Below are 14087 nucleotides of genomic sequence, written 5' to 3' on the forward strand. Positions count from 1 at the left end.
TGTGAAAGGAGCAGGGGTATGAAGCAAATATCTGATGAACAACTCGTACAGTTAGCTAATATGCTTTTGCATAAAATTGAAAAAAAAGATAGATCGACTAATGAAGTGACGGGAAATAGAGAAGTCTCAAATAAGATCCCAATTGGTGTTTCCAATCGACATATTCATCTCAGTGAAACAGATATTGAAGAATTATTTGGTCCTAGTTATCAATTAACTCCGTTACGTTCATTAAGCCAACCCGGTCAATTTGCCGCTAAGGAAGTATTAACGATAGTAGGGTCCAAAGGGTCTATCCATAATGTTCGGGTTTTAGGTCCAGCTCGGAAACAATCTCAAATTGAAATTTCAAAAACAGATGCGTTCAAGCTAGGAATCAAACCACCAATTAATGAGTCAGGCGATTTAAATGAAGCGGCTTCACTATATGTAGTAGGACCAGAAAAGTCGCTGCACTTTAGTGAGAAAGTGATTATTGCTAAACGGCATATTCATATGACGCCTGCTGATGCTAAACGATTTGCTCTGCGAGATAAGCAGACTGTTGCGATTAAGGTTCATAGCGAGAGACCTAGTATCTATTTAGATACAGTAGTTCGTGTAAGTGAAAACTTCTGTTTAGAATGCCATTTAGATACAGATGAGGCCAATGCAGCTGATGTTGCGAGCAAGGATTGCTATGTTGAAATTGTTGAAGGACTTTGAGGTGATAACCCTTGCAATCGGAAACAATGGAACGACTTTTAAAGCTATTGACGGAAAAAACGACTAAACAAGTTTTAATTGTTCTATTTGCTAGTACACAAAATACGAAAGAAATTCAATATCTGTTGCAAGATTGTCAAGCTTTTTGTAACTATCAATTTATATTTTCACCCTCATTCAAGGAAAATTTAGCTGATCAAGAATGGCTCCAATATGGAACAGAAATTAGAGGCTATCATGAAGACTTTCAGAAACAACTGGCACAGTTTGATTGTGTTCTACTTCCTTTTATCACTAGGAATTCGTTAGCGAAACTTGCGTTATGCATAGCTGATAACTTTGCTTTAACTGTTGTTCAACAAGTGCTGCTAATGAATAAACCTGTTTATGCGTCCAATCATGCTTGGCAGCTTAACCATGATTATGCGATTTATCGAGGATTAAATCAAAATCCGGTTATGACTCGACGCTTTCAGCAATATGAACAGAATTTAATCGATTTTGGCATGCAAAGTGGGTCATTATTAGAATTTAAGGAAATGGTCGAAGCACATTTAAAAGGTAAAGAATATGATCAAAAACCAGCTGCTAGGAAAATAAACAGATTAGAAAAAGATCAAACGATTTATACATTAGAAGATGTACAGAAAAACCCTAAGCAATTTGATCATCAATCAGTAACATTAACAGATTTAGCGAAGGAATTTTTACAGAATGACAAACAATAGTGGGGGGAAGATAAATGCCTGAATATGATAAAGATTTACAATCTATTCAAGAGGCTCGTTTAGTTATTGACTCAGCCAAAAAAGCTCAGCAGGAACTGGCATTGATGGATCAGGAACAGATCAATAGAATTGTAGAAAATATGGTGAATAAGGCAGTTGAAAATGCTGAGTATTTGGCTGAGCTTGCTCATAATGAAACAGGGTTTGGAAAAAAATCTGACAAGATCATTAAAAACAAGTTTGCTAGTCAAACTTTATATGAGTCGATTAAAGACTTAAAAACAGTGGGTTTATTACATGATGATAAAGAAAATAAAGTCCTTGATGTTGCTGTACCTGTTGGGGTTGTTGCAGGCTTGATTCCTTCGACTAATCCAACATCTACAACGATTTATAAAGCGATCATTGCTTTAAAGTCGGGGAACAGTATCGTCTTTTCGCCACATCCAGGCGCGAAGCAAGCGATTTTAGCAACCGTTGAAATTTTACAAAAAGCTGCACTTGAAGCAGGTGCCCCTCAGGGGGTTATTGCCTCCCTCTCGATTTTAAGTAAGGAAGGGACTGCAGAATTGATGAAGCATAAAGATGTGGCATTAATTCTAGCAACAGGTGGTGAAGCCATGGTGCGAGCCGCTTATAGTTCGGGGACACCAGCTATTGGTGTTGGACCAGGCAATGGACCGGCTTTTATTGAAAGAACGGCTGACATTGAAAAAGCAGTAACAGATATTATAACCAGTAAGACATTTGATAATGGTGTGATTTGTGCATCGGAACAATCGATTGTCGTTGAGACAATTATTGAGCAACAAGTGATTGAAGAATTGAAACGACAAAAGGCCTATTTCTTAACTGATGAACAGAGTCTGCAACTAGCCCGTTTTATTCTACGCGCAAATGGTACGATCAATCCACAGATTGTTGGAAAAACAGCGATTAAGATTGCCGAAATGGCTGGTTTTAGCGTACCGTCAGACACAACTGTTTTGATTTCACGACAAACAAATTCTGATGCTGATAATCCATATGCACGTGAAAAATTATGTCCAATTCTTGCTTTTTACAGTGAGAGAGATTGGATAGCTGCCTGCAATCGTTCTATAGCCTTGCTAACAGTTGAAGGTAAGGGGCACACCCTATGCATTCATACAAATGATGAGCAAGTCATTAAGGAATTTGCTCTTAAAAAGCCTGTATCACGGATGTTAGTTAATACACCTGGTGCATTAGGCGGAATTGGCGGTACAACAAATTTAGCACCGGCATTAACGTTAGGGTGTGGCGCCGTTGGTGGTAGTTCAACTTCAGATAATATTACGCCAATGCATTTATTAAATGTACGCAGGGTGGCATATGGTACTCGAACGGTTCAAGACATAATAGCGGGTTTTGACCTGACTTCATGTACTGAGAATAAAGAAGAAAAGATGGAGACCTCTATGTCTGATAAATTGCCATTATCTGATGAGGAAATCCAACAATTATTGAAATTAGCTGTTGAAAAACTATCAGCGGTATAGAAGGGAGAAAGAGGAGATGAAGCAATTTTCTATTTTCCCAACAGTCTATTTCGACGGGACTGTGATCGATTATTTTAAAACACAAGAACGGCAAAATGTCTTTATCGTTTCTGATCCGATGATGAAGAAATTGGGTGTTCTAGATAAGCTTATTCAGTTTTTAGCTGAACAGGGATCTGACTATCAAATCTTTAGTGAGATTACCCCAGATCCTACGATTGAAACCATTACTGAGGGGTTAAAAGCAATGAATCAGCAACAACCTGATTGTATTGTAGCGATCGGTGGCGGCTCAGCTATTGATGCGGCAAAGGGTATGGTATTGGCAAACTATAAACTTGACGTCAATTATCAACGCCCCACTTTTGTTGCTATTCCCTCCACAAGTGGAACGGGTAGTGAAGCGACTTCATTTACCGTTATTACGAATGGAAAAGAGAAGAAGCCTTTCGTGGATGATCGGTTACTACCTGATGTAGCTATTTTAGACACAGCGTTAGTTAAAACCGTTCCGCCGAGAATAAGTGCTGATACGGGAATGGATGTCTTAACCCATGCGATTGAAGCATATGTGTCGCTAAATGCCAATACATTTAGTGATGCATTAGCAGAAAAGGCAATTCAGCTTGTTTTTGACAGTTTGATAACTGTTTATCGAGACCCTAATGATCAGCTAGCTCGGGATAAAATGCATAAAGCCTCGTGCTTAGCCGGGATGGCGTTCACTAACACGTCATTAGGCATTAATCATAGTCTCGCTCACGCAATAGGTGGCATCTTCCATTTACCACATGGTCGAATTAATGCCATTATTATGCCGGGTGTGATTGGCTATAACGCAGGTTTAGATTCACAATTAACGGAGACGGCAAGTCGTTATCAAGAGATTGCTAGTTTATTAAAATTACCTGCTGGGACACCTCGTGAGGGAACGGAAAATTTAATGCTGGCTATAAAATATATGAATGAGGCATTAGAAATTGAGCAGAATTTCTCAAAATGCCAAATTACAGATAAGGAATATGTTGGAAATCAACAACAAATTATTGAGCTAGCCTTAGCGGATGCTTGTACAATGACAAATCCGCGACAACCTGATACAGCCTCATTAACAGAGCTTTATCGGTCATTCTATCAATAGGAGAATTGAAGATGAAAAAAACGATATATGGTGAGTGTTTTTCAGAAGCAATAGGTACTTTCCTATTCGTTCTAATTGGAATTGCTTCTGTAGCTATTTTAGTAGCAAGTGGGACGGTTGTGAGTTATTGGGAACTAGCGATTGTCTGGGGATTAAGTGTTTCTTTAGGGGTTTTCGTAGCTGGTTATGTATCAGGAGGTCATATAAATCCTGCAGTCACAATCTCACTAGCTTGCTGGAGAAAGTTTCCGAGGAATAAAGTTGCTCCTTATATTCTAGCACAAATAAGCGGTGCCTTTATTGCAGCTCTCGTTAGCTATTGTCTATTTCAATCGACAATTGTCAGCTTTGAATCAGCTAATGAGATTGTCAGAGGAACAGAAGGAGGACTAGCGACAGCCGGTATTTTTGCGACATTTCCCGGTGAAAATGTCGGACTATTGAATGCTTTCTTTGTTGAGTTTCTCATTACGATGATTTTAATGTTAGTCATCTTCGTCGTCACTGATACCAATAACCTAACGGCGCCAACTGGTGGGTTAGCAGCACTTGTTATCGGGATAACAGTCGCGCTATGTGGTTTAGCGTTTGGTCCTTTAACCGGTTTTGCTATGAATCCAGCCCGTGATTTTGGGCCGCGATTATTTACCTTGATAGCTGGCTGGGGAACGGCAGCCTTAGGTTCTGACTTTTATGGATTAATCGTTCCTATTTTTGGCCCGATTCTCGGTGCTATTTTTGCTGGTGTGATTTACTTTAAGTTGATTACCCCGTATTATCCAAAAAAATAACTGATCGGTATTGAAAGGAGTTTGAAAATGGTAGAACAGAGTTTACGTATTCAATCATTAATTGATCATCTTTATTCAGAGGACCCTAGAGTAGAGGCAGAAAGAGCTGTTTTAATTACAGAATCATATAAAGAAACAGAAAATCAGCCAATGGTTATACGGCGGGCGAAAGCACTAGAAAAAATCTTAGAAAACATGAATTTAGTCATTCGTCCAGATGAGTTAATTGTTGGTAATCTAACAACTGCACCACGCGGAACGCAAATTTTCCCAGAGTTTTCAAACCAATGGTTAGAAGATGAGTTTGACCGAATTGAAAAACGAACAGGCGATGTCTTCAGAATTAGTGAAGAGGTCAAACGTGATTTATCTGAAGCATTTAAGTACTGGGGAGGACGTACCACTAACGAGTTGGCAACAGAACTAATGGCTCCTGAGACCCTAGATGCGATGCAAGCAGGGGTATTTACAGTTGGAAATTATTATTTTAATGGTGTTGGCCACATTTCTGTTGATTATCGAAAAGTGCTACAGGTCGGTTTGAAAGGAATTCGTGAAGAAGCACAAGAAGCATTGCAGAGCTTAGACTATGGTGATCCTGAGTCCATCTCTAAATCGCATTTTTTGGAAGCCTTAATTATATCGGTTAATGCTGTTTGCAAGTACGCCAAACGCTTAGCTGATATCGCTGATCAAGCAGCAAATGAAACACATGGTGCTAAACGGAAGGAAGAATTACAGCAAATTGCTCGGAATTGTCGACGTGTACCTGAATATCCTGCTGAGGGTTTCTATGAAGCTTTACAATCATTTTGGATTATTCAAGCCGTTATCCAGATCGAGTCAAACGGTCATTCCATTTCACCGATGCGTTTTGATCAATATATTTATCCATTTTATCAAAAAGATGTTGAAAAGGGTTCAATGACTGAAGTTGAAGCACAAGAGCTATTGGATTGTTTATGGGTCAAATTCAATGATGTAAACAAGATCCGTGATGAAGCTTCGACAAAAGCATTTGGTGGTTATCCAATGTTCCAAAACCTAATTGTTGGTGGACAAACGACAAAAGGGATGGATGCAACGAATCCGCTATCGTTTGCTTGTTTAGAGGCAAGTGCACATACAAAATTACCTCAGCCTTCACTGTCGATTCGTATATGGAACAAAACGCCTGAGTCCTTGCTAAATAAAGCTGGGGAAGTCTCTAGATTAGGATTAGGAGTGCCAGCATATTACAGCGATGAAGTGATTATTCCTGCTCTAGAAAACCGTGGTATTAGTTTAGAAGATGCTCGAGATTACGGTATTATCGGCTGTGTAGAACCACAGGTTGGCGGAAAAACAGAAGGATGGCACGATGCTGCTTTCTTCAATATTCCTAAGGTGTTAGAAATTACGTTAAACAATGGCTATAACGATGGTAAACGAATAGGTCTCCAAACAGGTAAAATAGAGGATTTCAAAAATTACCAGGAATTAGAAGATGCATTTCGAAAACAAATGAAGTACTTTGTTAAATTACTGATCAATGCTGATAACTCAGTTGATATAGCACATATGGAACGAGCTCCATTACCGTTCCTATCAGCAATGGTTGACAATTGTATTGTAGAAGGAAAAACAGTACAAGAAGGTGGAGCTAAATACAACTTTACAGGTCCACAGGGTGTTGGTATCGCCAATGCAGGAGACTCGTTGATGGCGATCAAACAAATTGTTTTTGAAGACAAAGAAATGACTTTATCAGAATTGAAGCAGGTTTTGGATAGTAATTTCGGTCGTGAGGAAAGTAAACCGGCTTCTTCAGCCAATATCGATTTAAATCATTTAGATGTTGCTAATTTAACAAGTGAATCGCTTGTTGATTTATTAAAAGGATTACTCAATCAGGAAACACAACCTGTTCAAACACCTACAACAGTTGATACAGCAAAAGATGGTGAAAATATTCGTCAGTTGTTAATTAATAGAGTACCGAAATTCGGTAATGACATTGATGACATTGATTACCTTGTTCGAGATGTTGCCCTTATTTACTGTGAGGAAGTGCAGAGATATCGTAATCCTCGTGGAGGTACATTCCAACCCGGTCTGTACCCAGTATCAGCAAATGTGTCTTGTGGGCTAGATACAAAGGCTTCAGCAGATGGCCGTTACGCTGGAACACCATTGGCAGATGGTGTGTCACCAACTTCTGGGCGTGATCAAAATGGTCCGACAGCTGCGTTGAACTCAGTCGCCAAACTAGATCATCATATTGCATCAAATGGGACACTGCTAAATCAGAAGTTTCATCCATCCGCATTAGCAGGAGAAGAGGGCTTATCTAATTTATCGGCTTTAGTTCGTGGTTACTTTGATCAGAAAGGCATGCATGTCCAGTTTAATGTTATTAGTCGTGAAATTTTAAAGAAAGCACAAAAAAATCCGGAAAAATACAAAAATTTGGTTGTGCGTGTTGCTGGTTATAGTGCCCACTTTGTTTCGCTGGATAAGACAATCCAAGAAGACATCATTGCTCGAACTGAGCTTAAGTTTTAATTCAATAGCTGGGAGTGAACGAAGATGATAAAGGCAAATGAAACAGAGGGGATGATTTTTGACATTCAACGCTTTTCTGTACACGATGGGCCAGGTATTCGAAGTATTGTATTCTTCAAAGGCTGTCCCTTAAGATGTCAATGGTGTTGTAATCCTGAAAGTCAAAACTTCAACACAGAATTGATGTTAGTGAAAGAAAATTGTATTGATTGTCGACGTTGTGAAAATATTTGCCCTTACGGTGCTATTTCATTCACACCAGAAATTACAATAGATAGAGAAAAATGTGTCGATTGTGGTGCCTGTGCTGAAGTGTGTTACAGTGAAGCATTGACAATGGTTGGAGAGAAGAGGACCGTATCAGATTTAATTTTTGAATTAAAAAAAGATGAGATTCACTATCGAAAGTCGAATGGCGGGATTACTTTATCTGGGGGAGAGGCATTAGCCCAACCTGAACTGGCAACGGATTTATTAGCTGCTTGTAAGGCAGAGGGTTGGCATACAGCTATCGAAACAACAGGGTATGCGCCTGCTCATGTCCTAGAAAAGATATTACCGCATACTGACTTAGTATTGTTAGATATTAAGCATTTAAATAGTGTCAAACATCGTGAATATATTGGCGTCCCAAACAAAATGATTTTGCAGGCTGCCAAAGTAATTGCAGAATTCCCGGGGACAGAGCTGGTGATCAGAATTCCAGTTATTCCAGGCTTTAATGATAGTAAGCATGATATTGGCGAAATTGCTGCAATAGCTAAATTACTAGAAGCTGAACAACTTCATCTGTTGCCCTATCATCCATATGGTATGAATAAATATGGAAATTTAGGGATAGAGAACAGAGCATGGGCATTTGATACACCATCGGAAGAATCTCTAGAACAGTTAAAACAAGTTGTGGAAAGTATGGGTATGACCTGTAAAATCGGAGGATAAAGGAGGAGTAGGGATGGAAAAGGTGATCGATGGAAATGAGGCCGTTGCATATATCTCTTATGCCTATAGTGAGGCAGCCAGTCTTTTCCCAATTACTCCATCCTCTCCAATGGGGGAATGGGTTGAAAAATGGTCTAGTGATAGCCTTAATAATTGTTGGCATCAAGTTGTCAAGAACATAACGATGGAATCCGAAACAGGTGTAGCAGGTAGCATGCATGGTCTATTAAGGACAGGTATTCTAGCAACGAGCTACTCTTGTTCACAAGGACTCCTGTTAATGATTCCAACCCTCTACAAAATGGTAGGTGAGTTATTGCCAGCCGTTATTCATGTTTCAGCTCGATCTGTTGCGACGAGTGCATTAAATATTTATGGTGATCATAGCGATGTCATGGCAACACGGCAAACAGGAGCCGTATTACTTGTATCAGGTACGGTTCAGGAGGCTGCTCTTTTTAGTGCTGTTGCACATTTGGCTGCCCAGAAAGGCAGGTTGCCGGTTATCCATTTTTTTGATGGCTTTCAAACAAGTCATGAGTTACGCAAGATTGAATTACCAAGTTATGATACGTTATTCAGTCTGGTAGATGATGAAGCCGTTGCATTGTTTAAACGTAGTGGTCTTTCGAATTTTAATCCGAAACAAACGGGGACTGTTCAAGATTCGGAATTATTTTTCCAACAGAGAGAAGCGGCTAATATTTTTTATCTAGCAATGGAGCGAATAGTGGAACAGCTACTGGAAAAATTGAATCCTATTTTTCAAACTGATTGCTCAACCGTAGAATACTTTGGATCGGAAGATGCTGAGACAGTTGTTGTTTTAATGGGAGCTGTGCAAGAAACAGCTAAGCAAGTGGTAAAGGAACGAGTCAAAACAGGTGTGATCGTGATTCACTTATACCGGCCATTTCCACAACAGCGATTTATAGATTGTTTGCCCAAAAGTGTGAAGAGCATAGCTGTTCTAGATCGAACGAAGGAACCGGGCTCAACGGGTGAACCCTTGCTATTAGACGTTCAACAAACATGCCAGCAATATGGAAGACAGATTGAGGTTATCGGAGGAAGATATGGACTAGGCGGAAAGGAAACTGAACCTAAACATATTCATGCTGTATTTTCTGAACTGGAAAAAAGTATTAAAAAGCAGCAATTTACTGTTGGAATTGAAGATGATATGACGCAACTATCGTTAAAAACCGAGGAAAGGGAAATGCACTCTGACGAAACAGATTTTCGAATTAAAATCTGGGGTTTTGGTTCAGATGGAAGTGTTTCTGGTGCTAAAGATTTTATCCGAATTATCGGTCAACAAACAACCCAAGATGTTCAAGCTCGCTTTTTCTATTCTTCAGCTAAAAGCAGAGGTCTAACAGTCGCTCATTTGAGGATTGACCACAAAAAAATAGCTGTTAATCACCCTATTTATACGCCCAATATAGTTGTTTGTAATCAATTTGAATGTTTAAGAATGTATGATGTTGTTCAAGAAATAGAAGCTGGCGGTATGCTGTTAATTAATACAAATTATGGTGTGGAGGAATTAGCAGAAAAGTTAACTGGAGATGTACTTAATCATTTACAGACAAAACGGGTGACGTGCTATATCCTACCCGCTAGTACTATTGCCCGTAAATATCAATTAGGACCTAAAATTAATCTTTTGATGATAGCCAATTTATTTTCATTAACAGAATTTATTCCTACTAATCAAGCGTTGCAAGCTTATCAAACGATTTTGTTACAACATCCGTATATGAGAGATCAAGCATATCGGGAAGCAAGTTTTGCTGCAATAAAGGAGAGCATGGCTCAGATTAAAAAGGTTATCTTTCAGGGGGTAAAAACCCATGTAGATAAGTCCTCTTTTGAAGAAAAAACAGGTATTGATCAACTTATTGCTCGGGTAAATCAACTAAATGGAGAAGCCATTTCAACTGGATCTGTCTTAGCAAATGGTTTAGCGGATGGTAGTTTTCCTTTAGGGTTAGGTCATCAACGACATAGTCCCAGAAGTGCCACGTTACCATGCTGGAATAGTGAGGCCTGTCTACAATGTCAACTTTGTTCACTAGTCTGTCCGCATGCGGCCATTCGCCCTTGTCTTTTTACTGAAGATGAAACAGACCATTCAACTGTATACCGAAAAAATAAAGACTATCAATATCAATTAGTGATTGATCCAGAGAAATGCACGGGTTGTTCTTTGTGTGAAGACATATGTCCGGCCAAAGGAAATGCACTTCAAATGCAGGAAGCTAGTGATCAGGTTATTGAAAGAGAACAAGAACGGTGGCGTTATGCTATTGAGCATAATGACAATAAACAACTCTCTGAATTGTTGACAGCCGATCATGATTTAGCCTTTCGTGAGCCTTTATTAGCTTTTTCAGGAGCTTGTGCTGGATGTGGTGAGACTCCTTATGTCAAATTGTTAACACAATTATTTGGAGAGCGATTAGTCATTGCAAATGCAACAGGTTGTTCCTCAATCTGGGGCGGAACAGCACCCTATACACCTTTCTATCAAAACAATCAAGGTGATGGACCAACATGGTCTAATTCATTATTTGAGAATAATAGCTCTTTTGGATTAGGAATGAAAGTTGGGCAAAAGTTATTACGTCAACAAGCTTATCAACTTCTAACAGAGATTAGTCAAAATGAATGTTATTCACTAGAAGTCAGGGAGCTCATCCAAAGAGTGGTTGCTGAGGAGGGTGAAATTAATCAAACTATCCGAGAGTTAGTTAAATATTGTAAGCAATCATCCGACAGTGTTTTACGTAAAGTGATTGATTATCAAGGTTCTTTATTGAAACAGACGCATTGGCTGATAGGTGGCGATGGTTGGGCCTATGATATTGATTTTGGTGGGATAAATCATCTTCTAAGCAGTGGTGAAAATATCAATATTTTAATTCTGGATAATGAGGGATTTTCCAATACTGGTGGTCAAATGTCTAAAGGAACGCCATTAGCTGCTAAGATGAAATTGGCGAGTCATGGTAATCGACAGGATAAAAAGGACTTTGGCTATTATGCCTTACAACATGAGGATGTTTATGTTGCCCAAATCTCTGTGTTTGCTTCACCTAATCAAACGATTAAAGCGCTGCAAGAGGCAGAGTCATATCCAGGTGTGTCTGTTGTTATTGCTTATAGTCCATGCATCACCCATAAATTGAAAGAAAGTCCGATTGCAACGAGTAAAGCAGCTGTTGAATGTGGCTATTGGCCTTTGTATCGTTATTACCCGGGCAGGGAGCAGCCGATGTCACTGGATAGTAGTTATCCAGATTGGAGTAAATTCTTACAGTTTTTATCACTTGATGGACGTTTTGACCATTTAGATGCAGATTCACCAATTAAACAAGAATTAATAAGCAAAGCACAAAAACGCTATGTGAACTATCAGTTATTTGAACAACTATCAACTATTCAATAATGAACAGCTTGGAGGTGAATAAAAATGAATGAGGCACTGGGTATGTTAGAAGTCTATGGTTTTGTTGCCGCTGTTGAAGTTGGGGATATTATGGCTAAAGCTGCAAATATTCGATTAGGCTCAATGAAAAGGACACGAGAAAATGGTTGGATGACAGTCATCATTTATGGAGATGTAGGTGCTGTGAAGGCAGGTATTGAAGCTGGTGAACAGGCGGCAAAGGGCAAAGGCGCTTATATTTCATCTAAAGTGATTCCTCGGCCTATTGATGATATCTTTTCCCGAGATACTGATCAGCCGATGCCTTGGGAAGGAATGAATGATTTAACTGAAAACACTACTGACAAAGAAATGGAGCCAAATCAAATAAAGTCAGCTCCCGCAAAGTCAGCTAGTCTAGTCAAGAACGATAAGGTAGTAAAGACGAAAGATAAGTCAAAAACGGCTACTGCTAAAAGTAAGACAACGAAAACAACAAAGAGCAAACAAAAGCGGACGGATCAAGAACAGAATAAAACTGAACAAGCAAATGAAATGAAGGACAGTGCTGACAAAGAAAATGTCAAGAAGCCAAATTCAAAACAGGTGAGTAAGAAAGAAGCGGATTCAAAACAAGGTGGTACACAGAAAGACCAAAGTAAAAAGGCAAGTAAGAAGCAAAAAAATACAGATAATGAAGAGTAGGAGGAACAAGAGATGAATGATGCATTGGGAATGGTAGAAACAAGAGGATATATCGGTGCTGTTGAAGCTGCTGACGCAATGGTTAAATCAGCAAATGTACAATTAGTAGGCTACCAGCAAATCGGTTCTGGTTTGGTGACTGTTTTAGTTAGAGGAGATGTAGGGGCAGTGAAATCAGCGGCTGAAGCGGGTTCTGCCGCAGCTAATAATGTCGGAGAGGTTGTCTCTGTACATGTCATTCCAAGACCACATACGGATGTTGCAAAGATCTTACCTAACATAGGCGAATAGATCATTATAGAGAATAAGAGAATTAGTTACATTGATTCTCTTATTCTTCCAATCTTTTTATTTCGAGCAATGGTTCTCAGTAGCGGGCTATTCCTGGAAATTAAAAAGAGGTGAGTAGATATGACGAAAGCAAATGTATTGCGATGCAATCAAATATTAAGGTCAGCCCATCAATTAGACTTGACTCCGAAAGAAATAGAAGAACCAAAAGGGGAGCTTCGGGCAGGAGTAGATCTTGGAACGTCCTCTATTGTTTTTGTAGTTGTTGATCAGGACGACAAGCCACTTGTTTGCTTAACACAAGAGGCTCAAGTGATTAAAGATGGTCTAATTGTAGATTTTTTTGCTGCTGTTAAGATTGTTAAAGCATTAAAACAACAGGCTGAATCAATAATTAAGCAGTCTATTCCATCAGTAGCGGGGGCAATTCCACCACTAACGATTGGAAACAATAAGGCAGCTGTTGGCCATGTCATTGAAGGTGCCGGTTTTGAAGTATCAGGGATTTTTGATGAACCTGAAGCTGCAGCAAAAGTATTGTCTTTAGATGAAGGAGCTGTAATAGATATTGGTGGGGGAACAACAGGTATTAGCATTTTTGAAGAAGGGCGACCGGTTTTTACTGCTGATGAAGCAACTGGAGGCCATCATATGACACTTGTTCTTGCAGGTCATCATCAAATCACGCTTGAAGAAGGAGAAGCGCGTAAGCGTGATGATAACCACATGGAGGAAACCTTTCAAATCATTCGCCCCGTTATTGAGAAAATGGGGTCCTTGAGTCGACAATTTATTGCTGAATTTGGCAAGCCAGTCGATGAACTCTACCTCGTTGGTGGAGCAACTATGTTTCCCAAATTTGTAGATGTTTTTCAGAAGCAGACAACAAGTCAAGTTTACCACCCTGTATACCCAAGGTTTGTCACACCATTGGGGATCGCCATGCTAAGCAATACTTTTTGAAATGAACAATAAGCAAAAATTAATTTCCATTTAAATATATTGTATGAGGAGTGCTTACTATGTTAATAGGAAAAGTAGTTGGTAATATCGTTTCAACCAAAAAGGAAGAGAGCTTGACGGGTTTCAAGTTGATGAGGGTAACTTTAGTTAATCAAGATAATCAGCCTACTAAGCAAGAGATAATAGCCGTAGATTTAGTTGGTTCAGGACGGGGAGAGTATGTATTAGTTGCACAAGGGAGTTCAGCCCGTATTGCTAGTAAACGAAGCGAAGCGCCAATCGATGCAAGTATTGTTGGTATTATCGATTCATTAGAGGAATAGG

Annotated in this window: 12 protein-coding genes; all 12 read left to right on the top strand. The window is 39.4% G+C overall.

Annotated elements, in window-relative coordinates; all coding sequences use genetic code 11:
• The first annotated feature begins 18 nt into the window (after window positions 1-18).
• The 12 genes from ACS127_RS05940 (at window position 19) to ACS127_RS05995 (ending at window position 14086) form a co-directional block, all read left to right on the top strand.
• Complete coding sequence (locus tag ACS127_RS05940; RefSeq protein WP_440897509.1) at window positions 19-705, top strand: phosphate propanoyltransferase; 687 nt, start codon at window positions 19-21, stop codon at window positions 703-705.
• A gap of 11 nt (window positions 706-716) precedes the next feature.
• Window positions 717-1433 (top strand): hypothetical protein, encoded by a 717-nt coding sequence (locus tag ACS127_RS05945; protein ID WP_440897510.1) that lies wholly within the window; start codon window positions 717-719, stop codon window positions 1431-1433.
• Window positions 1434-1447: 14 nt separating this feature from the next.
• Window positions 1448-2953, top strand: coding sequence for an acetaldehyde dehydrogenase (acetylating) (locus ACS127_RS05950; protein ID WP_440897511.1), 1506 nt, complete (start codon window positions 1448-1450; stop codon window positions 2951-2953).
• 16 nt (window positions 2954-2969) lie between these two features.
• Window positions 2970-4094: a 1-propanol dehydrogenase PduQ gene (locus ACS127_RS05955; protein ID WP_440897512.1), complete on the top strand. Its 1125-nt coding sequence runs from the start codon at window positions 2970-2972 to the stop codon at window positions 4092-4094.
• Between the two features lie 11 nt (window positions 4095-4105).
• A complete protein-coding gene (locus tag ACS127_RS05960; RefSeq protein ID WP_440897513.1) occupies window positions 4106-4885 on the top strand; it encodes an MIP/aquaporin family protein in 780 nt (259 codons plus the stop codon).
• 27 nt (window positions 4886-4912) lie between these two features.
• The gene (locus tag ACS127_RS05965; RefSeq protein ID WP_440897514.1) at window positions 4913-7429 is read left to right on the top strand and encodes a glycyl radical protein; all 2517 of its coding nucleotides are present in this window, start codon (window positions 4913-4915) and stop codon (window positions 7427-7429) included.
• Between the two features lie 24 nt (window positions 7430-7453).
• Window positions 7454-8371, top strand: coding sequence for a glycyl-radical enzyme activating protein (locus ACS127_RS05970; RefSeq protein WP_440897515.1), 918 nt, complete (start codon window positions 7454-7456; stop codon window positions 8369-8371).
• Between the two features lie 13 nt (window positions 8372-8384).
• Window positions 8385-11825: a pyruvate:ferredoxin (flavodoxin) oxidoreductase gene (nifJ, locus tag ACS127_RS05975; RefSeq protein ID WP_440897516.1), complete on the top strand. Its 3441-nt coding sequence runs from the start codon at window positions 8385-8387 to the stop codon at window positions 11823-11825.
• A 24-nt stretch (window positions 11826-11849) separates the two neighbouring features.
• A complete protein-coding gene (locus ACS127_RS05980) occupies window positions 11850-12509 on the top strand; it encodes a BMC domain-containing protein (protein WP_440897517.1) in 660 nt (219 codons plus the stop codon).
• Between the two features lie 12 nt (window positions 12510-12521).
• The gene (locus ACS127_RS05985; RefSeq protein ID WP_440897518.1) at window positions 12522-12800 is read left to right on the top strand and encodes a BMC domain-containing protein; all 279 of its coding nucleotides are present in this window, start codon (window positions 12522-12524) and stop codon (window positions 12798-12800) included.
• 120 nt (window positions 12801-12920) lie between these two features.
• Window positions 12921-13763: an ethanolamine utilization protein EutJ gene (eutJ, locus tag ACS127_RS05990; RefSeq protein ID WP_440897519.1), complete on the top strand. Its 843-nt coding sequence runs from the start codon at window positions 12921-12923 to the stop codon at window positions 13761-13763.
• A gap of 59 nt (window positions 13764-13822) precedes the next feature.
• The gene (locus tag ACS127_RS05995) at window positions 13823-14086 is read left to right on the top strand and encodes a EutN/CcmL family microcompartment protein (RefSeq protein ID WP_440897520.1); all 264 of its coding nucleotides are present in this window, start codon (window positions 13823-13825) and stop codon (window positions 14084-14086) included.
• Window position 14087 lies beyond the last annotated feature (1 nt).

The organism is Amphibacillus sp. Q70, from assembly GCF_052055485.1.
GTDB lineage: Bacteria > Bacillota > Bacilli > Bacillales > Amphibacillaceae > Amphibacillus.